The 21,188-nt window shown below is 63.7% G+C and carries 21 protein-coding genes and 1 pseudogene; 19 read left to right on the top strand and 3 right to left on the bottom strand.

Annotated features, from left to right (window positions below; translation table 11 throughout):
* Positions 1-133 precede the first annotated feature (133 nt).
* Positions 134-1,411: a 4-aminobutyrate--2-oxoglutarate transaminase gene (locus FJ978_RS03155; RefSeq protein WP_140570137.1), complete on the top strand. Its 1,278-nt coding sequence runs from the start codon at positions 134-136 to the stop codon at positions 1,409-1,411.
* Positions 1,412-1,592: 181 nt separating this feature from the next.
* Here FJ978_RS03155 and FJ978_RS33075 read toward each other — a convergent pair.
* Positions 1,593-1,742, bottom strand: a pseudogene (locus tag FJ978_RS33075) (type II toxin-antitoxin system ParD family antitoxin); the annotation flags it as partial.
* 45 nt (positions 1,743-1,787) lie between these two features.
* Positions 1,788-3,041, bottom strand: a complete 1,254-nt coding sequence (locus FJ978_RS03145) for an FAD-dependent oxidoreductase (RefSeq protein WP_140570133.1) — start codon at positions 3,039-3,041, stop codon at positions 1,788-1,790.
* A gap of 447 nt (positions 3,042-3,488) precedes the next feature.
* Here FJ978_RS03145 and FJ978_RS03140 point away from each other — a divergent pair, with 447 nt between their 5' ends.
* From FJ978_RS03140 to FJ978_RS03055, 18 genes are all read left to right on the top strand, one after another.
* Positions 3,489-4,778 carry an imelysin family protein gene (locus FJ978_RS03140; RefSeq protein ID WP_140570130.1) on the top strand — a complete coding sequence of 430 codons (1,290 nt, stop codon included), beginning with the start codon at positions 3,489-3,491 and terminating at the stop codon, positions 4,776-4,778.
* Positions 4,779-4,889: 111 nt separating this feature from the next.
* Positions 4,890-5,201, top strand: coding sequence for a hypothetical protein (locus FJ978_RS03135; RefSeq protein ID WP_013891288.1), 312 nt, complete (start codon positions 4,890-4,892; stop codon positions 5,199-5,201).
* A complete protein-coding gene (gene bfr, locus FJ978_RS03130; RefSeq protein ID WP_013891287.1) occupies positions 5,167-5,652 on the top strand; it encodes a bacterioferritin in 486 nt (161 codons plus the stop codon). Before FJ978_RS03135 ends, bfr begins: the two co-directional genes overlap by 35 nt.
* Positions 5,653-5,664: 12 nt before the next feature.
* Positions 5,665-7,266, top strand: a complete 1,602-nt coding sequence (locus FJ978_RS03125; protein ID WP_140570126.1) for a di-heme oxidoredictase family protein — start codon at positions 5,665-5,667, stop codon at positions 7,264-7,266.
* The gene (locus tag FJ978_RS03120) at positions 7,266-8,345 is read left to right on the top strand and encodes an imelysin family protein (protein WP_140570123.1); all 1,080 of its coding nucleotides are present in this window, start codon (positions 7,266-7,268) and stop codon (positions 8,343-8,345) included. Before FJ978_RS03125 ends, FJ978_RS03120 begins: the two co-directional genes overlap by 1 nt.
* Positions 8,346-8,348: 3 nt before the next feature.
* Complete coding sequence (locus FJ978_RS03115) at positions 8,349-9,455, top strand: DUF1513 domain-containing protein (protein ID WP_140570119.1); 1,107 nt, start codon at positions 8,349-8,351, stop codon at positions 9,453-9,455.
* A gap of 93 nt (positions 9,456-9,548) precedes the next feature.
* Positions 9,549-10,226, top strand: a complete 678-nt coding sequence (gene tsaB / locus FJ978_RS03110; RefSeq protein ID WP_140570115.1) for a tRNA (adenosine(37)-N6)-threonylcarbamoyltransferase complex dimerization subunit type 1 TsaB — start codon at positions 9,549-9,551, stop codon at positions 10,224-10,226.
* Complete coding sequence (gene rimI, locus FJ978_RS03105; RefSeq protein ID WP_023766990.1) at positions 10,226-10,720, top strand: ribosomal protein S18-alanine N-acetyltransferase; 495 nt, start codon at positions 10,226-10,228, stop codon at positions 10,718-10,720. The genes tsaB and rimI overlap by 1 nt, the downstream gene beginning before the upstream one ends.
* A gap of 21 nt (positions 10,721-10,741) precedes the next feature.
* Positions 10,742-11,542: a lysophospholipid acyltransferase family protein gene (locus FJ978_RS03100; protein WP_140570111.1), complete on the top strand. Its 801-nt coding sequence runs from the start codon at positions 10,742-10,744 to the stop codon at positions 11,540-11,542.
* Between the two features lie 75 nt (positions 11,543-11,617).
* Entirely contained in the window at positions 11,618-13,039 is a 1,422-nt protein-coding gene (miaB, locus tag FJ978_RS03095; RefSeq protein ID WP_140570106.1) for a tRNA (N6-isopentenyl adenosine(37)-C2)-methylthiotransferase MiaB, read from the top strand.
* A gap of 83 nt (positions 13,040-13,122) precedes the next feature.
* On the top strand, positions 13,123-14,115 hold the full coding sequence (locus FJ978_RS03090) for a PhoH family protein (RefSeq protein WP_023766987.1): 993 nt from the start codon (positions 13,123-13,125) through the stop codon (positions 14,113-14,115).
* Positions 14,116-14,132: 17 nt separating this feature from the next.
* Positions 14,133-14,633 carry an rRNA maturation RNase YbeY gene (gene ybeY, locus FJ978_RS03085; RefSeq protein WP_140570103.1) on the top strand — a complete coding sequence of 167 codons (501 nt, stop codon included), beginning with the start codon at positions 14,133-14,135 and terminating at the stop codon, positions 14,631-14,633.
* A 28-nt stretch (positions 14,634-14,661) separates the two neighbouring features.
* On the top strand, positions 14,662-15,738 hold the full coding sequence (locus FJ978_RS03080) for a hemolysin family protein (protein ID WP_140570101.1): 1,077 nt from the start codon (positions 14,662-14,664) through the stop codon (positions 15,736-15,738).
* A 16-nt stretch (positions 15,739-15,754) separates the two neighbouring features.
* Positions 15,755-16,225, top strand: a complete 471-nt coding sequence (locus tag FJ978_RS03075) for a VOC family protein (protein ID WP_013891276.1) — start codon at positions 15,755-15,757, stop codon at positions 16,223-16,225.
* Positions 16,226-16,324: 99 nt separating this feature from the next.
* Positions 16,325-17,917, top strand: a complete 1,593-nt coding sequence (lnt, locus tag FJ978_RS03070; RefSeq protein WP_140570098.1) for an apolipoprotein N-acyltransferase — start codon at positions 16,325-16,327, stop codon at positions 17,915-17,917.
* A 138-nt stretch (positions 17,918-18,055) separates the two neighbouring features.
* Positions 18,056-18,475, top strand: a complete 420-nt coding sequence (locus FJ978_RS03065) for a helix-turn-helix transcriptional regulator (protein ID WP_013891274.1) — start codon at positions 18,056-18,058, stop codon at positions 18,473-18,475.
* A 169-nt stretch (positions 18,476-18,644) separates the two neighbouring features.
* Positions 18,645-19,910: a methionine adenosyltransferase gene (metK, locus tag FJ978_RS03060; RefSeq protein WP_013891273.1), complete on the top strand. Its 1,266-nt coding sequence runs from the start codon at positions 18,645-18,647 to the stop codon at positions 19,908-19,910.
* Between the two features lie 26 nt (positions 19,911-19,936).
* On the top strand, positions 19,937-20,638 hold the full coding sequence (locus tag FJ978_RS03055; RefSeq protein ID WP_140570094.1) for a tRNA (guanosine(46)-N(7))-methyltransferase TrmB: 702 nt from the start codon (positions 19,937-19,939) through the stop codon (positions 20,636-20,638).
* A 29-nt stretch (positions 20,639-20,667) separates the two neighbouring features.
* On the opposite strand, the gene FJ978_RS32680 is transcribed toward FJ978_RS03055, so the two are convergent.
* Positions 20,668-20,832: a hypothetical protein gene (locus tag FJ978_RS32680; protein ID WP_181176681.1), complete on the bottom strand. Its 165-nt coding sequence runs from the start codon at positions 20,830-20,832 to the stop codon at positions 20,668-20,670.
* Positions 20,833-21,188: the final 356 nt, after the last annotated feature.

Genomic DNA, 21,188 nt, shown 5'->3' with positions numbered 1-21,188 from the left:
GGCTGGTCAAGGTTGGGGATCCGCCTGCCGCAGGCCCAATCGCCCGCCGGTGGTGCCGACTTGAGGAAAACATGAAATAAGGTCAGAAGACGGTATCAAAACGAGAACGGGCGCCGGCCCGATGAGGGACATCATGAAGAATTCAGCCATTTCCGAACGCAAGAACCAGTCGATCTCGCGCGGCGTCGGCATGACCACGCAAATCTATGCCGACCGGGCTGAAAACTCGGAGATCTGGGATGTCGAAGGCCGCCGCTACATCGATTTCTCCTCGGGCATCGCCGTCGTCAACACCGGCCACCGCCACCCAAGGGTGATCGAGGCGGTCAAGGCGCAGCTCGATCGCTTCACCCACACGTGCCACCAGGTGGTGCCCTATGAGAGCTATGTGCGGCTGGCCGAACGGCTGAACGCCATGCTGCCCGGCAAGTTCGAGAAGAAGACCATTTTCGTGACCACCGGCGCCGAGGCGGTCGAGAACGCCATCAAGATCGCCCGCAACGCCACCGGCCGTCCGGCGGTCATCGCTTTCTCCGGCGGCTTTCATGGCCGCACCTTCATGGGCATGGCGCTGACCGGCAAGGTCGTGCCCTACAAGGTCGGCTTCGGCGCCATGCCGGGCGACGTCTACCATGCGCCGTTCCCGGTGCCGCTGCACGGCGTTTCCACAGCCGATTCGCTGGCCGCGCTGGATCGTTTGTTCAAGGCCGATGTCGATCCGGCCCGCGTTGCCGCCATCATCGTCGAGCCGGTGCAGGGCGAGGGCGGTTTCTACGAAGCGCCGCGCGAGTTCCTGACCGCGCTGCGCAAGCTGTGCGACCAGCATGGCATGCTGCTGATCGCCGACGAAGTCCAAACCGGCTTTGCCCGCACCGGCAAGATGTTCGCGATGGATCATCATGAGGTGGCGGCCGACATCACCACCATGGCCAAGAGCCTGGCCGGCGGCTTCCCGCTGTCGGCGGTTACCGGCCGCGCCGAGATCATGGATGCGCCCGGCCCCGGCGGGCTCGGCGGCACCTATGGCGGCAGCCCGATCGGCGTTGCCGCCGCACACGCGGTTCTCGACGTGATCGATGACGAAAAGCTGTGCGACCGCGCCAACACACTGGGCGCGCGGCTGAAGCAGCGCCTGCAGTCGATCCGTGACGACGTTCCCGAGATCGTCGATATAAGGGGCCTCGGCTTCATGAACGCGGTCGAGTTCAACGACGTCAAGAAGGGCTTGCCGTCGGCCGAGATCGCCAACGCGATCCGGCTGAAGGCGCTCGACAAGGGCCTGATCCTGCTGACCTGCGGCGTCCACGGCAACGTCATCCGCTTCCTGGCGCCGATCACCATCCAGGACGAAGTCATGAACGAAGCGCTCGACATCTTGGAAAGCTCGATCCGCGAAGTCTGCGCCGCCTGAACTGAAGCGCTCCTCTTCTCCCCGTCACTATACGGGGAGTTGAGGAGCGATCCGCGAAGCGGGCGAAAAGCCAATTGCTTGGCTTTTCTGACGACGAACGCCGGCAGGCGGATGAGGGGCGGCGCAGACGTTCTAAACTGACGCCTATCGCCATACCGCCTCGTCTCGACCGGCAGATTCCTTATTGGCCCTGCGCTCTTTTTCGCAGTGCTGCGAAATAGCCATCATCAACCGGGGCGCCCGGCTCGGATGACGCGCCCTCAAGGAGGAGACGTCGAAGCAGTTGACGGTCTTGATAGCGGCGGATCAACTCTCGGACATATTCGCTGCTCACGACGTCTCTCCGACTGGTGATTGCTCGAACAAATTCTTCAAACTAGCCGACAGCCTTCGCCGGTTCGACGGCTTGAAACGCAGCTAGCGCCGCTTTCAGCCCATCCGGTCCCGCCGCCACCGTTTCCGGCGTCGGTGAGAAACCCGCACCGAGCATCTTGCGGCCAAGCATGTGGTCGCCGGGGCGGTTGACCGATTCGATGCCGAGCAGCCGATCCCCGGCATAGTGGTAGATCGAGAACTTGTTGTCGGGCAGGTCGCCCAGCAGGACATGGCTGTTGCCGCCGGCTGTCAGCCCGACCATCTGCAATTTCATGTCGCCAATGTCGGACCAGAACCACGGCACCGCGCAATAGGCATCGGCATGGCCGGTGATGGTGCGCGCCGCGAGCCGCGCCTGGTCGGTGGCGTTCTGCACGGATTCCAGCCGCACGTCGCCGCCGGTGAACCAGTGCCGGTAGGAGGCGGCATCGCCGATGGCCAGGATTTCCGGCACCGGGCTGCGCATCTGCTGATCGACGCGGATGCCGTTGGCGATGGCAAGGCCGGCGTCCTGCGCCAGTTCGACATTCGGCACGGCGCCGATGCCGACGATGACCATGCGCGCCGGCAGCCTTTCGCCTGATAAGGTGATCGCGGCCGCGACATGGCCGTTTTCACCTTCGAGCTTTGCAATCGAGGTGCCGGTGAGGATGCGCACACCTGTCGCTTCCAACCTTTGGCGGACATGGCTCGCCACCACCGGTGCAACCGCGCGGCCGAGCAGCCGGTCGACTGCCTCCACCACTGTCACCGTGCGGCCGGCCGCACGCAGCGTCGCGGCGATCTCCAATCCGATGAAACCGCCACCGAGGATGACGACGTCGTCGCTCCTTGCACTCAATTCCCGGATCAGCCGCGCATCGGAAAGCGAGCGCAGCGACAAAACGCCGGAAAGATCCGCGCCTGGCAGCGGCAGCAGGCGCGGGCGCGATCCGGTCGCCAGGATCAGATGGTCGAAGGCAAGTGCGCCGCCGCCGGCGATCTCCAGGCTGCGACGGCCGGCATCGATGCGCTCGATCCGGATGCCGGGCCGGTAGTCGATGGCGTTACCGGTGTAGAAGGCTTCGCCACGCAAGGGTTGCGGCTTGGCTTCGGCATCCTTGATGAAGGTCTTCGACAGCGGCGGCTTGTGATAGGGCAGTTCGTTCTCATCACCGATGAGGATCACCGGCCCGTCATAGCCGTCCTCGCGCAGGCTTGCCGCCGCTTGCACGCCTGCATGACCCGCACCGACAATGACCACGCCGTTCTTCATCGCATTCCAATCCCGGTTCGATTCTAGGATGTCTCGCCAAGCGGCAATTGTCTGACGCCGCCGCAAGAGCGTGTCTGCGGGTCGCACCCGGAATGGCGGCTGTCAATCGTGCAGTTCTCTGGCCTGCAGTTCTGGGCAAGGACGGTGCAGCAAGGTCATAAAGTTGACCATTGTAGTTTAGAATAGTTCTAAACTATTGTTTCGATTGGCTTTTCCTGTCGATTTTCGTTGACTTCCATCGGCGTGGAAGCTTTATGGAAACCTGCGCGCTAGCGCATCCCCTGATGTTTGGGCCTTGAACCCGTTCGATTGGAGGCATTTTTGGTGTCTTTCTTCCGCGAACCGCGCGATGGCGCGGCAAGTCTTGTGCCCTATGGCATCGATGTGGCCTGGCGCGGGTTGCCGCGCGCGCCATTCATGAAATTCCCGAGAAACTGGAGAGCGATAATGACAGCACGATATGGCGGCAGGCTTGCGGCGATGGGTGCCACGGCCTTGCTGACAGCAGCGGTGTTCGTGCTGCCCGCCAAGGCGCAAACCGATGCTAAAGCGGTCATCACGACTTATTCCGACATCGCGCTCGCCAAATACGAGGATTCGCTGACCACGGCGCAAGCCCTCGACAAGGCGGTCGACGCGCTGCTCGCCAACCCGTCGGCGGATACGCTCAACGCCGCTCGCGACGCCTGGAAGGCATCGCGCGTTCCCTACCAGCAGACTGAGGTCTACCGTTTCGGCAACAAGATCGTCGACGACTGGGAGGGCAAGGTGAATTCCTGGCCGCTGGACGAAGGCCTGATCGACTATGTCGCCAAGAGCTACGGCACCGAGTCCGATGCGAATTCGCTCTATACGGCCAATGTGATCGCCAACAAGGAAATCGAGATCAACGGCAAGAAGGTCGATGCCTCGAAGCTTTCGCCGGAATTCCTCTCCGGTACGCTGCAGGAGGCTGGCGGCGTCGAGGCCAACGTCGCCACCGGCTATCACGCCATCGAGTTCCTGCTCTGGGGCCAGGACCTGCATGGCACCGGCCCGGGTGCCGGCGAGCGTCCCTATACCGACTATGACCTCAAGAACTGCACCGGCGGCAATTGCGACCGCCGTGCCGAATATCTGAAGTCCGCCAGCACACTCCTGGTTTCGGACCTGCAGGAAATGGTCGACGACTGGAAGGCGGACGGCGCGGCACGCAAGGCCCTGGCCGACGGCGAGCCGAACACCGCCATCTCGAAGATCTTCACCGGGATGGGCTCGCTGTCCTACGGCGAACTGGCCGGCGAGCGCATGAAGCTCGGCCTCTTGCTGCACGATCCGGAAGAGGAGCACGACTGCTTCTCCGACAACACCTACAACTCGCATCTCAACGACGCCATAGGCATCCGCGCCGCCTATCTCGCCAGCTATACCAGGCTCGACGGCACTGTCGTCTCGGGGCCTTCGGTGCACGACATGGTGAAGACTGCCGATCCGGCGATCGACAAGGAACTGTCTGACAAACTCGACGTCACCGTCGCCAAGATGGAGGCGATCAAGGCGCGGGCCGAGGCCGGCGAGGCCTATGACCAGCAGATCGCCGAGGGCAACACCGAAGGCAATGCGACCGTGCAGGCCGCGATCGACGCCTTGATCGACCAGACCAAGTCGATCGAGCGCGCCGTCGGTTCCCTGAAGCTCAACGCCATCGCCTTCGAGGGCTCCGACAGCCTTGACGCACCCGACAAGGTGTTCAAGTAAGCGCCGAACTGGAGCCTGGTCCGGAGCCCGATAATCGGCTTCGGAGTGGGCTCCGGAAGCGAAACAAGCCACACGGCGCGGAAGGCGCCGTTAGCCATCCGAGCACTGTAAATGCTGATCTGCCATTGCAACATCATCACCGAGAAAGAGATCGAGCAGACGATCATCGATCTGCTGGACCAGGATCCCTGGCAACTTATCGTGCCGGCAAAGGTCTACCACACCATGCAGAAGCGCGGTCGTTGTTGCGGCTGCTTCCCAAATGTGGTCGAAACGATCATTCGGGTCACCGAGAATTACCACACCCGCTCGGAGGCGAGTGGCGTGGACATCGTTTCACACCTGGACCGCGTCAGGGGCCTGCGCGTCCAATATGGGAGCAGAATCCATGAAAGGCGAACCGCAGGTCATCGAGCGGCTTAACGAAGCTCTGTTCTTGGAACTCGGAGCGGTCAATCAGTATTGGGTGCATTTCCGTCTGCTCGAAGACTGGGGGTATGCCAAGCTGGCCAAGAAGGAGCGGGCGGAATCGATCGAGGAGATGCACCACGCCGACAAGCTCGTCGCCCGCATCATCTTCCTCGAAGGCCATCCGAACCTGCAGTCCGTGGCGCCGTTGCGCATCGGGCAGAACGTCAAGGAAGTGCTCGAATCCGACCTTGCCGGCGAATATGACGCACGCACCGCCTACAAGCGCTCGCGTGAAATCTGCAACGAGGCCGGCGACTATGTGTCGATGAAGCTGTTCGAGCAATTGCTGGCCGACGAGGAGGGGCATATCGACTTCCTGGAGACGCAGCTCGATCTGCTGGCCTCGATCGGCGAGGAAAAATACGGCCAGCTCAACGCCGCATCGGCGGACGACGCGGAGTAAGGATATGCGGGAATGCGGCGCCCCTTAGAATTCTTGCGCCGCTTGCGGCGGGCGGAAAGCTCGCCGCCCCTTCGGAAGACGCCAGCCGGTTCGACGGGTCGGCGCTGCGCCATTCTCGTGCTGGCGCTGACCTCGTCGGCGCTGGCCGGCGACCTTCAACCCGCCGGCCTCGCCACCACGCGCACCGACCTCGATGCGAAGGATCAGGCGCGTGTCACCGCCATCACCAGGCCGACCGCGGATTTCTCCAAGCCCGAGCGGTTCGAGTTGATGCAGGGTGGCGCCGGAACCTCGGAGAAGGACGTCAACCGCGACGCCTTCTCGCAATCGTCGGCCAACATCACCTTCGAGGAAGAAGGCACCTTCAAGCTCGGCAATGCGCTGTTCCGCAAGAACTGGGTGTCGTCGCCATCCTCGACGCAGGCCTCGGACGGGCTTGGCCCGCTGTTCAACGAACGCGCCTGCCAGAATTGCCATCTGAAGGATGGCCGCGGCCGCCCGCCGCAAGGCGACCTTGGCAGCACCTCGATGTTCCTGCGCTTGGCCCGAGACGCCAGCAGCGCGGAAGAGAAGGCCGCCCTTGCCGACCACCAGGTGCTCAACTTCCCCGACCCGGTCTACGGCACGCAGCTGCAGGAACTAGCGGTGCCCGGCCTGCGCGGCGAAGGCAGGATGCATGTCGACTATCAGGAACGTAAAGTAGAGCTGACGGATGGCACCGTGGTTTCCCTGCGCAAGCCCAGCTATTCGGTCACCGATCCCGCCTATGGGCCGCTTGATCCGCGCACGACATTGTCGCCGCGCCTGACGCCGCCGATGATCGGGCTTGGCCTGATCGAGCAGATCGCGCCGGCCGACATTCTGGCCCATGCCGATCCGCAAGACCATGACGGCGACGGCATTTCCGGCAGGCCGAACATCGTGCGCGACGGCCAGGGCGGGGAACTGACGCTTGGCCGTTTCGGCTGGAAGGCGCAGACCGCATCGATCCGCCAGCAGGCGGCCGATGCCTTTGCCGGTGACATCGGCATCTCGACGCCTGAAGAATCGAAACACTGGGGTGACTGCACTATAGCGCAGGCAAAATGCCTTGCTATGCCGAACGGCGTCCAGCAGCGTCTTGGTTCCGCCGAAGCGCCGCCACCGGTGATGGATCTCGTCACCTTCTATTCGCGGAACCTGGCCGTGCCCGCACGCCGCGACCGCGACGCGCCCGATGTGCTCGCCGGCAAGAAGGTCTTCTACGACATCGGCTGCGTTTCCTGTCACGCGCCGAAATTCGTCACCCGCCGTGATGCCCCTGACAAGGCGCAGGCCTTCCAGCTGATCTGGCCCTATTCCGACTTCCTGCTGCACGACATGGGGCCTGATCTTGCCGACGGACAGGCCGTGGGTGAGGCCACGGGCAACGAATGGCGCACCCCGCCGCTGTGGGGCATCGGCCTTACCGGGACCGTCAACGGCAATTCCTTCTTTCTGCATGACGGACGCGCGCGCAGCCTGACCGAGGCGATCCTGTGGCATGGTGGCGAGGGCCAGAAGGCGCGCGACCGTTTTGCCGCCGCCAACGCCGCTGAGCGCAGTGCGCTGCTCAAATTCCTGGAGTCACTTTGATGCTGAAGCGTTCCGCGCTGTTTCTCGTTCTTCCGCTAGCCCTGCTGGGGGCCTTGCCCGCATCGGCGGCGGTGAAGGCCTCCGATGTCATCCAACGCGCGATCGACGGCTTTGTCCGCCCGGCCTACGCCGGCCTGCATGAGCGCACGCAAACCCTGGCGAAGGCGATGCACAAGCTGTGCGAAGCGCCTTCGCCAGGGGAACTCGACGCGGCGCGGACCGAATTTTCGGCCACGGTCTATGCCTGGTCCTCGGCCGAGATCATTGGGTTGGGGCCGATCAAGGAAAACAACCGCCTGGAGCGCATGCTGTTCTGGCCGGACCGCAAGAGCATCGGGCTGAAGCAGGTGCAGGCGGCATTGTCGGCCAAGGATCCGACCGCGACCGATCCGGCACAGCTGGCCGGCAAGAGTGTTGCGATGCAAGGGTTGGGCGCGCTGGAATTTGTGCTTTTCGGCGACGGCGCCGACGTGTTGGCGGGCAAGGATGATCCCTACCGCTGCGCCTACGGCGCGGCGGTAGCGGGCAACATCGAGACCATGGCCGGAGACGTCAGCGCCGCCTGGAGCAAGCCGGACGGCTTTGCCGCGCTTTGGGCCAATCCAGGGCCGCAAAACCCGCTCTACCGCGACGGCAACGAAGCCGTGACCGAACTGGTCGGCGTCTTCATCAACGAGCTGGAAATGGTTCGCGATGTCCGCCTGAAGGGGTTTCTGGGTGGCAAGCCCGAGGCCGACAAGCCGAAACAGGCGATCTACTGGCGCTCGCAAAACACCGGCAATTCGCTGGCCGGAAACCTGGACGGCATCGATCGGCTGTTCCAGGTCTCGAAGCTTGGCGACGCATTGCCTGAAGATGCGCGCTGGATGGCGGAATCGATCCACATCCAGCTCGTCAACGGCGTCGCCACCGCGAAGTCGGTCCAGGGGCCGATCGACAAGGCGCTCGCCGATCCGGCGCTGCGCGGCAAGCTCGAGCATTTCGCGCTGATCACCTCCAGCCTGTCGACACTGATCGGCACCCGGCTGACCGCCGAATTCGGCCTGACCGCCGGCTTCTCGTCGCTGGATGGAGACTGATCCTTGAAAACGCCACTCATCGATCGCCGGGATTTCCTCAGGGCCGCGGGCATCGGCTTTGCCGCGGCGATGGCGCCGTCGGCGTGGGCCAGGACGCTTGCTGCGGACGCCGTCTTCGCCACCGCCTTCGTCAAGCGTGACGGCAGTTTTGGCGCCGCCGTCCTGTCCGAGGCCGGCAAGGTTCTGCACGCGATCGACCTGCCTGATCGCGGCCATGACGTCACCTTCGACCCGATGTCGAAGCGTTCGGTTGTCTTCGCCCGCCAGCCCGGCACCTTCGCTGTCGTCTTCGATCACACCGGGCGCGACGCCCCGCTGACCATCGCCAGCATCCCTGGCCGGCATTTCTTCGGCCATGGCGTGTTCTCGCCCGACGGCGCCTTGCTCTACGCCACCGAGAACGACTTCGACAACGCCGCCGGGGTCGTCGGCGTCTATGATGCGCGCGCGAAATTCAACCGTGTCGGCGAATTCCCGACTTATGGGATGGGGCCGCACGAGCTTCTGCTGCTGGACGACGGCCGGACGATCGCGGTTGCCAATGGCGGCATCGAGACCCATCCGGATTACGGCCGTGCCGAGCTCAACATCGCCACAATGAAGCCGTCCTATGTGCTGATCGATCGCGTCACCGGCGATCTCATCGAAAAGCACGAACTGCCGGCGGCTCTGCACCAGCTGTCGATCCGACATATGGACACCGACCAGGCCGGCACCGTCTGGTTCGGTTGCCAGTATAGGGGGGCGAGCACGGATCGTCCGCTGCTGGTCGGCCGTGCCACGCGCGGCAAGGACTTGCAGTTGCTCGACATGCCGGGGGACGTGCTGGCCGGCTTCCGCAACTATATCGGCTCGGTCGCCGCCAATCCTGGATCCGGCACCGTTGCCGTATCGTCGCCGGAAGGCAATTCGTTGGTCGTGATCGATGCTGCCAGCGGCCAGGTCCTCTCGAACAACGCGCTGGTCGAGGTCTGCGGCGTGGCGCCGGATGGGACTGGCTTCATGGCCACCACGGGTGCGGGCGAGATCATCGAAGGCAGCGGTGCGATGCGGTCCGAGCCGGACTATGTCTGGGACAACCACATGCTGCGCATCGAACAGGTCGCATAGCTCGCCCTTCGAAGCGAAGCCGCTTAACAAATTATGCTTGCGGTGGCGCGCCTTGGCGGGCACAGGGAGGTGTTTCTCGGAACCGGTTGTTTCATGAAAGTGCTTGCCATCGACTGTGCCGCCAGCCTCTGCGCCGCCTGCGTCTACGACGCGGCGGCTGGGCTGGAGCTTGGCCGCTCGGTGCTCGATCTCGGCAAAGGCCATGCCGAGCATCTGATGGCGGTCATCGCCGAGGCGCTGAAGGCGGGCGCGACCGACTATGCCGGTCTTGGCGCCATTGCCGTCTCCGTCGGCCCAGGTTCCTTCACCGGCCTGCGCGTCGGCGTCTCGACCGCGCGTGGTCTGGCGCTGGCGCTTAAGATTCCCGCGATCGGTGTGACGACGCTCGAGGCGCTGGCGGCTGAAGCAGCAGCGGCATTTCCTGGCCGCGCCGTGCTGGCGGCGCTCGATGCCGGGCGTGAAGAGATCCATGCCGCTCTCTATGATCAAATGTCAGTTTTGACTTACGGTCCGGCCGTGATCACGCTGGCTGAGGCCACTGGAATGGCGATCGAAAGCGCTGCGGTGCTGGCCGGCACCGCGGCAGCACAGATCGCCGCATCGGCCGGTCGTGGTTTCGATATCGGGCCTCGGACGGCCACCGCCGACATCCTCACCTACGCCCGGCTGGCCGCCGTCAAGGGCGCGGGCGAGAGGCCGAAACCGCTTTATCTGCGCGGTGCGGACGCCAAGCCGCAGGCCGGGTTCATTTTATCAAGGCAACAAAATTAATGCGCATTCCTTTCCTTCAGCCGCGCCGCCGGGACTATGCGCTCGAGCCGCTCAGGATCACCGACAGCCCGGCCGTCTCGCTGCTGCATCGCGAGGACTTCGTCCGCCCGTGGACCGATGGCGAGTTCGCCGCCTTGCTCGAACAGGACACCGTGTTCGGTTACGCCGCACGCGAAACCGGGCAGGGCGCCAAGCCGCCGGTCGGCTTCGTGCTGGCCCGGCTGGCCGCCGGCGAGGGCGAGATCCTGACAGTTGCGGTGGGGCGATCGCATCGTCGCCAGGGGCTTGGCTGGCAGTTGATGGATGCGGTGCTGCGTGAGCTGCACGCCCAGCGCGCCGAAGCGCTGTTCCTCGAGGTCGACGAGACGAATGTCGCCGCGATCGCCCTCTACCGGCGGCTGGGCTTCCGCGAGGTCGGCAAGCGCCCGGACTACTACAAGTCGCCCGATCGCGGACCCACCGGCGCGCTTGTCATGCGCCGCGATCTTCGCTAGCCAGAAGACCGGGGTAGGGCGATGATCAAGAAAATCAGGATTTTCCTGGCCCTGGGCCTCGTCGTCGCCGGTTCGCTGATCCTCGTGCCGTTGCAGATGCTGTCGATGAAAACCGGCTGGTGGCCGGAAACATTCATCCTCAAGATCTGGCATCGGCTGATCCTCAGGGCGCTCGGCATGCGCGTCCATGTCAAGGGGACGCTGGCCGACAAACGGCCCTTGCTGGTTGCTTCGAACCACATTTCCTGGACCGACATCATGGTTCTGGGCTCTTCTGCCGATGTAAAATTCATCGCCAGGGCCGATATGGAAGGCTGGCCGCTGATCGGCATGCTGTCGAAGCTGCAGCGCACCGTCTTCATCGAGCGCGAACGCAAGCGCTCCTCGGGCGACCAGGCGAGCGAGATCGCCAATCGCATGGCCAAGGGCGACGCCATGGTGCTGTTCGCCGAGGGCTCGACCGGTGACGGCAATGCCATCCTGCCCTTCAAGAGCACCCTGTTCGGCGCCGCCTCGATGGCGATTTCGGAGGGCGCTGCCGAGCAGGTCTTCATCCAGCCGGTGGCGATCGCCTATACCCGCCTGCACGGCGTGCCGCTCGGCCGCCGCCACCGGCCAATCTCGGCCTGGATCGGTGACGAGGATTTGATGCCGCATCTCAAGGTGCTGATGGCGGAAGGCGCACTCGATGTCGAAGTGCATTTCGGCGAGCCGATCGCGTTTTCCAAGGGTTCGAACCGCAAGGAAACGGCGAAGCTGATGGAAAGCCAGGTGCGCGAGATGATGATGGCGGCACTCGCCGATCCGCGCCCGAGCCGCTAATCCCGGCCCCGCGTCTGCGGGCGCAGGGCGAGAATCGTCTGTTTTTTGTCACGGAAAGGCGTTAGAAGCCGCCGGATGGACTTGAACACAATCGAAAGCGACGACATCGGCACGCTGGCTGGACAGCCGGCGGTGCACGCCGTGGCAACAAAAAAGGTCTTCATCAAGACCTATGGCTGCCAGATGAACGTCTATGATTCACAGCGCATGGCCGACGCGCTGGCCGCTGACGGCTATACCGCGACCGATGCTATCGGCGAGGCCGATCTGGTGCTGCTCAACACCTGCCATATCAGGGAAAAAGCCGCCGAGAAGGTCTATTCCGAACTCGGCCGCATCCGCGACATGAAGGCGGAGCGCGCCAGCGTCGGCCGCGAGATGTTGATCGGCGTTGCCGGCTGCGTGGCGCAGGCCGAAGGCGCCGAGATCATCCGCCGTTCGCCCGCCGTCGATCTGGTCATCGGGCCGCAGACCTATCATCGCCTGCCTGACGTGTTGGCGAGAGTGCGCGGCGGCGAGAAGATCGTCGAGACCGACTATGCCATCGAGGACAAGTTCGAGCATCTGCCGCAGCCGAAGCGCGCCGAGGTCATCAAGCGCGGCGTGACCGCCTTCCTCACCGTGCAGGAAGGCTGCGACAAGTTCTGCACCTTCTGCGTCGTGCCCTATACGAGAGGCTCCGAAGTCTCGCGGCCGGTGGCGCAGATCGTCGCCGAGGCCGAGCGCCTGGCCGAGGCCGGGGTGCGCGAGGTGACGCTGCTTGGCCAGAACGTCAATGCCTGGCACGGCCAGGGCGACACCAAGGGGGGCAGGACCGAGGAATGGGGCCTTGGCCGGCTGCTGCATCGGCTGGCCGAAATCCCGGGGCTGGCGCGGCTGCGCTACACCACCAGCCACCCGCGCGACATGGACGACGAACTGATCGCCGCCCACCGCGATCTGCCCTCGCTGATGCCTTATTTGCATCTGCCCGTGCAGTCCGGATCGGACCGCATCCTCAAGGCGATGAACCGCAGGCACACGGCCAGGGATTATCTGGCGCTGCTCGACCGCATCCGCGCTGCCCGGCCCGACATCGCGCTATCAGGCGATTTCATCGTCGGTTTCCCCGGCGAGACGGAAGCCGATTTCGAGGCGACCATGGAACTGGTGCGCAAGGTGAACTATGCCTCGGCCTTTTCGTTCAAATATTCGCCGCGTCCGGGCACGCCGGGCGCCGAAATGGCCGATCACGTGCCGGAAACGGTCAAGGACGAGCGCCTGCAGCGTCTGCAGGCACTGCTTCTCAAGCAGCAGCAGGATTTCGGTCTGAGCCTGATTGGCAGTACAATCGACACGCTGATCGAGAAGCCTGGCCGGCAGGCTGGCCAGAAGGTTGGCCGCTCGCCCTGGCTGCAGCCGGTTATTGTTGATGAAAAGGCCGGCGAAATCGGTGACATTATCCAGGTGCGAATCACGAAGACGGGCTACAACAGCCTGTTCGCCGAATTGGCCTGAGGGTCTCGGCAGATGAGGAGAGACGGTTGAGCGCAGCAGAGCTGAAGAACCTGCCCCCGGTACCGGCATCTGGGGCTTCTGATATGGCGCACATCGTTCTGACTTTCGACAACAACAAGCTTGCCAGCGCCCTTTACGGCCAGTTCGATGAAAACCTTGCCCGGCTCGAGCAAAAGCTCGGCGTCGACATACGCTCGCGCGGCAACCAGCTGACCATCAAGGGATCCGCTTCGGCCGCCGAGCAGGCACGCCGTGCCTTGGACAATCTCTACGGGATCCTCCAGAAGGGCGTCGATATCGGCCAGTCCGACGTCGATGGCGCCGTGCGCATGGCGGTCGCCGCCGACGATCAGCTGACGCTGCCGACGCTGGAGCGCAAGGGCAAGGTTTCCGCCGCCCAGATCGCCACCCGCAAGAAGACGATCTATGCCCGCTCGCTCAACCAGGACGCCTATATGCGGGCGCTGGAGCGGTCGGAACTGGTGTTCGGCATCGGTCCGGCCGGCACCGGCAAGACCTATCTGGCGGTGGCGCACGCGGCGATGCTGCTCGAACGCGGCATGGTCGAACGCATCATCCTGTCGCGGCCGGCCGTCGAGGCCGGCGAACGGCTGGGCTTCCTGCCGGGCGACATGAAGGAGAAGGTCGATCCCTATCTGCGGCCGCTCTATGACGCGCTCTACGACATGATGCCGGCCGACAAGGTCGAGCGTGCGATTGCCGCCGAAGTCATCGAAATCGCGCCGCTCGCCTTCATGCGCGGTCGCACGCTGGCGCATGCCGCCGTCATCCTCGACGAGGCGCAGAACACCACGCCGATGCAGATGAAGATGTTTCTCACCCGTCTCGGCGAGAACTCGCGCATGATCGTCACCGGCGATCCCACCCAGATCGACCTGCCACCGAGCACCAAATCGGGCCTGGTCGAGGCCTTGCGTGTGCTCGACGGCGTGGCCGGCGCGGTAACCGTGCGCTTCAACGATATCGACGTCGTTCGCCATCCGCTGGTGGCGGAAATCGTCAGGGCCTATGACCGCGACGCCAAGCTGGCGCGCGGCCTCGGTGCCGAGAATTGATCTGACGATGCGGCCTCATGCCTGAGGACAGCACATCCGTCGACGGGAGCCTTCCCGTCGAGATCGATATATCGATTGAAGCAGGCGACTGGCCCGCTGAGGCAAGCCTGGCGCGATTGGTCGATCGCGCTGTCACGGCTGCTTTCGCCGAAGCTGGTGCGGCAGGACATTCCGAACTCAGCATCGTTTTTTCCGACGATGCTCATATCCGCACCTTGAATGCGGACTGGCGCGGCAAGGACAAACCCACCAACGTCTTGTCTTTCCCGGCTTTTCCGCATGTGAAGGATGGTCCGCTGCCGCCGATGCTGGGCGACATCGTGCTCGCCGCCGAAACCGTGGCGCGCGAGGCGGCACTGGAAGACAAGCCCTTGGAGAACCATATCACCCATCTCGTGATCCACGGCCTGCTGCACCTCATGGGCTACGACCACGAGACCGACACCGAGGCCGAGGCGATGGAAGCCGTCGAACGCGCAGCGCTTGCAAGGCTTGCCATTCCCGATCCCTACGCGTAACTACAAAAGACCAATTGACCGGACGAAGATGAACGACAAACCAGAGACTGCCGCCCGCCCCGACGCCGGCAGTGCACCCAAGGCTTCCGATACGTCGGAAGAGGGATCAAGTCCGAGTACAGTTACCGGCAGCGTTGCCAGCGAAACTTCGCCTGCCGGCCCCTCCCTGTTCGAACGCGTGCTGGGTCTGTTCCGGCAACGCAACGGCACCAGCCTGCGCGAGGAAATCGCCGGCGCGCTGGCCGAGACGGCGAGTGATGCCGGCGCCTTTTCGCCTGGCGAACGCGCCATGCTCAACAACATCTTGCGCCTGCGCGAGGTGCGGGTCGAGGACGTCATGGTGCCGCGCACCGACATCCAGGGGGTCGAGATCACGACGACGCTCGGCGACCTCCTGGGCACGTTCGAACAATCCGGCCATTCCCGCATGCCGGTCTATTCCGAGACGCTCGACGACCCGCGCGGCATGGTGCATATCCGCGACGTGCTGGCCCACATCACGAAGCTCGCGCGCGTCAAGAAGGGCCGCACGACCAGGAAGACGCCCATCGCCACGCAGCTCGATCTTGCCCAGGTCGACCTTTCGCGCACCATCGGCGAGCTCAACCTGATCCGCCAGGTTCTGTTTGTGCCGCCATCGATGCTTGCCTCCGACCTGATGGGCCGCATGCAGACGACGCGCACGCAAATGGCGCTGGTCATTGACGAATATGGCGGCACGGATGGCCTTGTCTCGCTCGAGGACATCGTCGAAATGGTCGTCGGCGACATCGAGGACGAGCATGACGACGACGAGCCGATGATCACCCAGGCCGGTGACGGCGTGTTCGTCGTCGACGGCAAGGCCGAGATCGACGAAGTCGCCAAGATGATCGGCGAGGGTTTCGCCGCCGGCGAACATGGCGAATATGTCGACACCATCGGCGGCATGATCTTCAACACGCTCGGCCGCGTGCCGGCGCGCGGCGAGGTGGTGCAGGCCATCCCCGGTTTCGAGTTCCATGTGCTCGATGCCGATCCGCGCCGCGTCAAGCGCGTGCGCATCGTGCAGAGCCAGAAGGGCGAGCGCCGCCGGCGCGCCACGGCGCGCACCGAGCAGGCGTGAGCGTTTCGCGCGCTCGATGACGATCGACGACCCGTTCAAGCATGCGAGCCTGGGTTCCGGTGTCTTCTACAGGGATCCGCGTGCCGCGCTGGACTGGCTCGAAGCGGCTTTCGGCTTCGAGCGCAGCATGGTGGTCAGCGATGCCGAGGGCAAGCTCGTCCACGCCGAGATGCGGTTCGGCGATTGCACCATCATCGTCGATTCCGAATGGAGCGATTATGTCGCCAGCCCGGCTTCGGTCTCGGGCAAGAACACGCAGTCGGTCTATGTCAGGTTGAAGGACGGACTGGATGGCCATTGCGAGCAGGCGCGGGCGGCCGGTGCTGTAATAATCCAGGAGCCGGCGGACCAGTTCTACGGCGAACGCCAGTATCGGGCGCGCGATCCCGAAGGCCACGTCTGGACTTTCTCGCAGACCATCCGCGTCGTGTCCCGCGAGGAGGCCGAACGGCTTGGTGGCATGCGGATAGAGGGCTGGCACCGGTAGCCGCTTCGGTGGGAAACCATAGTCGACCGGCCAGCGTTTGGAGCGCGGACCGCGGCCTGTTAAATCTTCCTTCCTGATTCGCACGACTCGGAAGTATGCATGGTGCGCCTTGCCGGCCGGATAATTCTGCTTTGGGGTTGGCGGCGCGCGCTCGTGGCCTTTCTCGCAGGCGCCCTGGCGGTGCTTGGCCAGGCGCCATACGATTTCTTCGCCGCTTGCTTCATCTCGTTTCCGGTGCTGGTCTGGTTGCTCGACGGCGCGACCGGCGAAGCCTCCGGCAGCCTGTTTCGGCGCCTGCGGCCGGCTTTTGCCGTCGGCTGGTGGTTCGGCTTCGGCTATTTCCTCGCCGGTCTCTGGTGGATAGGTTCGGCGCTGCTGGTCGAGGCCGACAGCTTTGCCTGGGCGCTTCCGTTCGCGGTGATCGGCATTCCCTTCGCGCTCGCCTTTTTCTATGGCTTTGCAACAGTGATCGCCCGGCTCTTGTGGAGCAGCGATATCGGCCGCATCGCGGCACTCGCCTTCGGCTTCGCGCTGGCCGAGTGGCTGCGCGGCTTCCTGTTCACAGGTTTTCCCTGGAATGCGATCGGCTACGCGGCGATGCCCGTGCCCCTTCTGATGCAGAGCGTCTCGGTGACCGGCATGGTCGGCATGAACGCGCTCGCCGTGTTCCTCTTCGCGCTGCCGGCGCTGCTGGCGGCGCGCCGGCACCTGCGCCTTGGCGCGGCGCTGTTTGTCGCCCTCGCCGCCGCCCATGTCGGCTTCGGCTATGTCAGGCTCGCCGCTCCCGAAAAACCGGCGGAGCGCAGTTTGAATGTCCGCATCGTTCAGCCGGCCGTGGACCTGTCGGAGAAGTGGGACGCCTCGGTGCGCGATCGCATCTTCGCCACCTTGCTGGGCCTGTCCGCCAAGGCGCCGGACCCCGGTCACGACAGGCCGCAGCTGATCTTGTGGCCAGAAACCTCGGTGCCGTTCCTTTTCACCGAGCGCCCTGACGCGTTGACGGCGCTGGACGACATGCTGGGCGACGGCCAGATGCTGATCGCCGGCGTCGTTCGCGAGGAAGGCAGCTCGGCCGCCGGTGCCGACAGCCGCTACTATAATTCGGTGGTGGCGATCGACGACAAGGGCGAAATCGCCGACGCCGTCGACAAGGTCCATCTGGTGCCGTTTGGCGAATATCTGCCTTTCGCCGATCTGCTCAGCCGTTTCGGCATCGAACAACTCGTCGCCGGGCCGATGACGTTCACGGCCGGCAACGAGCGCCACGCCATCACGCTGCCGGGCGGCCTTCGTGCCCTGCCATTTATCTGCTACGAGGTGATCTTTCCCGACCTGGTGGCAGTTGACGCTACGTCAGCACAGCTTATTGTGAACGTTACCAATGATGCCTGGTTCGGCGACACGCCGGGGCCGTATCAGCATTTCAGGCAGGCTCAGATTCGCGCTGTGGAGAACGGGTTGCCCTTGTTGCGTGCCGCCAACAATGGCATCTCGGCCGTTGTCGACCCACGTGGCCGCATCGTCGATGCGCTGGCGATCGACGCGCGCGGGGCCATCGATGTGAAGGTGCCTATTGCCGAACAGGCAGTCGTTTCCGAGGGGCAGCGACGCATTAACGGAATGCTGATCATGTTGCTGTTTGCGCTGTGTGGGGCACTGTTGAACGTAAGGCAAAGGCTACGGGTGAATTGACAGTTGGCACATTAGAAACTCATACTGTACCGCCTGAAATTTCTCGAAGCCGGTGGATCATACTGTTGGGGCAGTCGCCTCCGGCTTTGTTTGGGCGAGAAAAAAATCACAAAGCCGAAAAAATTCGGCGAGGAAAAAATGACAGAAGAAAACAAGAAAAAGCCGAATCCCATAGACATCCACGTTGGAAGCCGCATCCGGCTTCGCCGCAATATGCTCGGAATGAGCCAGGAAAAGCTGGGCGAGAATCTCGGCATCACATTTCAACAGATCCAGAAATATGAAAAGGGCACCAACCGCGTCGGCGCCAGCCGCCTGCAGGCGATTGCTTCCATACTCGGCGTGCCCGTCGCCTTCTTTTTCGAGGATGCGCCAGGCCAGGAATCCTCAGCCAACCGCGGCTTTGCCGAGGATGCGTCGATGGCTTTCGCCGTCGAATTCTGCGGCAGTCCAGAAGGACTCCAGCTCAACCGTGCCTTTGTCAAGATCGCCGACGTCAAGGTGCGCCGCAGGATCATCGACCTTGTGAAGTCGCTCGCCGCCGACGATCTCGACTGATCCGCAATGCGCTTCGAACCGGCGGCACCGCGCCGCCGGTGGCATAAAATATCGGCTCCGACATTCATGCCAGGACGGCGGCGACGCTTGACGAGCGGCGCTTTGCCCCGCTAACACGTGGCGCGCCAAAATCGGCAGCCTGCCGATCGTTTTTCAAGAGGGGACACCCGTGACGCGGCAGAACTACTTCTTTACCTCGGAATCCGTTGCCGAGGGCCATCCCGACAAAGTCTGTGACCGAATCTCCGACGAGATTGTCGATCTGGTCTACCGTGAAGCCAAGAAGACCGGCATGGACCCATGGAAAGTCCGCGTCGCGTGCGAGACCCTGGCGACCACCAACCGCGTCGTCATCGCCGGCGAGGTGCGCGTTCCCGAGACGCTGCTGAAGAAGGACAAGGCCGGCAACGTCCTCATGGACGCGGCGGGCCACCCCGTCGTGAACCCGGCGAAGTTCAAATCTGTCGCCCGCAAGGCTATCCGCGAGATCGGCTACGAACAGGCCGGTTTCCACTGGAAGACGGCGAAGATCGAAGTCCTGCTGCATGGCCAGTCGCCTGACATCGGCCAGGGCGTCGACAACGCCGCCGATCGCCAGGGCGAAGAAGGTGCCGGCGACCAGGGCATCATGTTCGGCTATGCTTGCCGCGAAACGCCGGACCTGATGCCGGCGCCGATCTACTACAGCCACAAGATCCTCGAACTTCTGGCCGCCGCCCGTCACCAGAATAATGGCGAGGCCGGTAAGCTCGGGCCGGACGCCAAGAGCCAGGTCACCGTCCGCTACGTGGACGGCAAGGCCGCCGAGGCCACGCAGATCGTGCTGTCGACCCAGCATCTGGATTCAAGCTGGGATTCCAAGAAGGTCCGCAAGGTCGTCGAACCCTACATCCGCGAGGCGCTCGGCGACCTCAAGATCGCCGACGACTGCATGTGGTACATCAACCCTACCGGCAAGTTCGTCATTGGCGGACCGGACGGCGATGCCGGGCTGACCGGCCGCAAGATCATTGTCGATACCTATGGCGGTGCGGCACCGCACGGCGGCGGCGCCTTCTCCGGCAAGGACACCACCAAGGTCGACCGTTCGGCGGCCTACGCGGCGCGCTACCTGGCCAAGAATGTCGTGGCGGCCAAGCTTGCCGACCGCTGCACCATCCAGCTTTCCTACGCCATCGGCGTCGCCCAGCCCTTGTCGGTCTATGTCGACCTGCACGGCACCGGCAAGGTCGACGAGGCAAAGCTCGAGGATGCGCTGCGCACCGTGATGGACCTGTCGCCATCAGGCATCCGCCGTCATCTCGATCTCAACAAGCCGATCTATGCCAAGACGTCGTCTTACGGCCATTTCGGCCGCAAGGCTGGCCGTGACGGGTCCTTCTCCTGGGAGAAGACCGATCTCGCCAAGGCGCTCAAGGATGCTGTCGCGGCCTGAGCGCCCGACAGATCCTGCGGCACCAGATGAGCCCCGACGACAGGCCAAGCCGTGCGACCGAAGCCTTCTTCGGCCGTCGGCGTGGCAAGCCGGTCCGCCCGCAGCAGGCGGCTGCCCTGGAAAGCGGTCTCGGCATCTACCGACTCGATCTGACGGCTGAAGCGCCGTCAGAGCTGCGCACCCTGTTCGAAGCCGACGTCTCGGCCGTTCGCCTTGAGATCGGCTTTGGCGGCGGCGAACATCTTCTGCACCGCGCCATCGAGGCGCCGACAACCGGATTTGTCGGCGTCGAGCCCTTCGTCAACGGCATGGCCAAGATGATGATGGCGGTTAGGCAGCGGCCGCTGGCCAATCTGCGTGTCTTCGATGACGATGCCACCCGGCTGCTCGATTGGCTGCCGCCGGCCTCGCTCGACGGCATCGATCTTCTCTATCCGGACCCCTGGCCGAAGAAGAAGCACTGGAAACGGCGCTTCGTCAGTGCAGTCAATCTCGATCGCTTCGCGCGCGTTCTGAAGCCGGGCTCAAAGTTCCGCTTCGCGTCCGACATCGACACTTATGTGAATTGGACCTTGCTGCATTGCCGGGCGCATGGCGCCTTCGCATGGCAGGCGGCGGATGCCGGCGACTGGAACAACCCCTACGAGGGCTGGCCGGGTACGCGTTACGAGGCGAAGGCCATTCGCGAGGGCCGGCGGCCGGCTTATCTGACCTTTGTCAGGACATAGGCGCCCTCACGGCGCCTCTCGTCGGATTTTCAAAAACGGCCGATCCTGTTGAAGATAGCCGGGTCCATGTCCAGCTTGCGCAGGTCGTCGGCACGCGGCTTGCGGCCGGCTTCCACGGCGCGCGAGGCGGCGACCGCGCCGCCGAATGCGGTGAAGAGGTCGCCCAAGGCGGAAAGTAGTCTGCGGTTGCCCATGATTTTGTCCTTTCGCGCGCCACAGCGCCGCGTCCATTCGTGTCGTGGCTAATAAATAAGGACACCCTGCCGCCTTTCGCAGGGGGGTTGCCGCATGGGCGCCATGCGCCTGGAGCAATGCTGACGCCGTCAGGGCTTTTGCCGGCCTTGCACGGCGGGTTGTCACGGCGGGCTTGAAACACAGGCGGTGTTCGTTTATATCAGCCTCAAATTCTTGGTCGGTATGACGAAGAGTGGGTCCACCCGGTCCCGCTCTTTTTTATTACCTGCCGGGTGAATCGGACCGAAAAGTGCGAAGCGGTTTTCGGATGGTTCCGATGCGCAAACTAAAGAACTTGCGAAACGAACGACAGGCA

The sequence above is a fragment of the Mesorhizobium sp. B1-1-7 genome (genome assembly GCF_006442705.1).
Lineage (GTDB): Bacteria > Pseudomonadota > Alphaproteobacteria > Rhizobiales > Rhizobiaceae > Mesorhizobium > Mesorhizobium opportunistum.
The sequence above is the reverse complement of the archived record's forward strand: the minus strand, read 5'-3'. Positions and strand labels throughout refer to the sequence as shown.

Bases quoted from the DNA above. Each gene is read 5' to 3' on its own strand.
- FJ978_RS03155 (WP_140570137.1), top strand. From the start codon at position 134: ATGAAGAATTCAGCCATTTCCGAACGCAAGAACCAGTCGATCTCGCGC.
- FJ978_RS03145 (WP_140570133.1), bottom strand. From the start codon at position 3,041: ATGAAGAACGGCGTGGTCATTGTCGGTGCGGGTCATGCAGGCGTGCAA.
- FJ978_RS03140 (WP_140570130.1), top strand. From the start codon at position 3,489: ATGACAGCACGATATGGCGGCAGGCTTGCGGCGATGGGTGCCACGGCC.
- FJ978_RS03135 (WP_013891288.1), top strand. From the start codon at position 4,890: ATGCTGATCTGCCATTGCAACATCATCACCGAGAAAGAGATCGAGCAG.
- bfr (WP_013891287.1), top strand. From the start codon at position 5,167: ATGAAAGGCGAACCGCAGGTCATCGAGCGGCTTAACGAAGCTCTGTTC.
- FJ978_RS03125 (WP_140570126.1), top strand. From the start codon at position 5,665: ATGCGGCGCCCCTTAGAATTCTTGCGCCGCTTGCGGCGGGCGGAAAGC.
- FJ978_RS03120 (WP_140570123.1), top strand. From the start codon at position 7,266: ATGCTGAAGCGTTCCGCGCTGTTTCTCGTTCTTCCGCTAGCCCTGCTG.
- tsaB (WP_140570115.1), top strand. From the start codon at position 9,549: ATGAAAGTGCTTGCCATCGACTGTGCCGCCAGCCTCTGCGCCGCCTGC.
- rimI (WP_023766990.1), top strand. From the start codon at position 10,226: ATGCGCATTCCTTTCCTTCAGCCGCGCCGCCGGGACTATGCGCTCGAG.
- FJ978_RS03100 (WP_140570111.1), top strand. From the start codon at position 10,742: ATGATCAAGAAAATCAGGATTTTCCTGGCCCTGGGCCTCGTCGTCGCC.
- miaB (WP_140570106.1), top strand. From the start codon at position 11,618: ATGGACTTGAACACAATCGAAAGCGACGACATCGGCACGCTGGCTGGA.
- FJ978_RS03090 (WP_023766987.1), top strand. From the start codon at position 13,123: ATGGCGCACATCGTTCTGACTTTCGACAACAACAAGCTTGCCAGCGCC.
- ybeY (WP_140570103.1), top strand. From the start codon at position 14,133: ATGCCTGAGGACAGCACATCCGTCGACGGGAGCCTTCCCGTCGAGATC.
- FJ978_RS03080 (WP_140570101.1), top strand. From the start codon at position 14,662: ATGAACGACAAACCAGAGACTGCCGCCCGCCCCGACGCCGGCAGTGCA.
- FJ978_RS03075 (WP_013891276.1), top strand. From the start codon at position 15,755: ATGACGATCGACGACCCGTTCAAGCATGCGAGCCTGGGTTCCGGTGTC.
- lnt (WP_140570098.1), top strand. From the start codon at position 16,325: ATGGTGCGCCTTGCCGGCCGGATAATTCTGCTTTGGGGTTGGCGGCGC.
- FJ978_RS03065 (WP_013891274.1), top strand. From the start codon at position 18,056: ATGACAGAAGAAAACAAGAAAAAGCCGAATCCCATAGACATCCACGTT.
- FJ978_RS03055 (WP_140570094.1), top strand. From the start codon at position 19,937: ATGAGCCCCGACGACAGGCCAAGCCGTGCGACCGAAGCCTTCTTCGGC.
- FJ978_RS32680 (WP_181176681.1), bottom strand. From the start codon at position 20,832: ATGGGCAACCGCAGACTACTTTCCGCCTTGGGCGACCTCTTCACCGCA.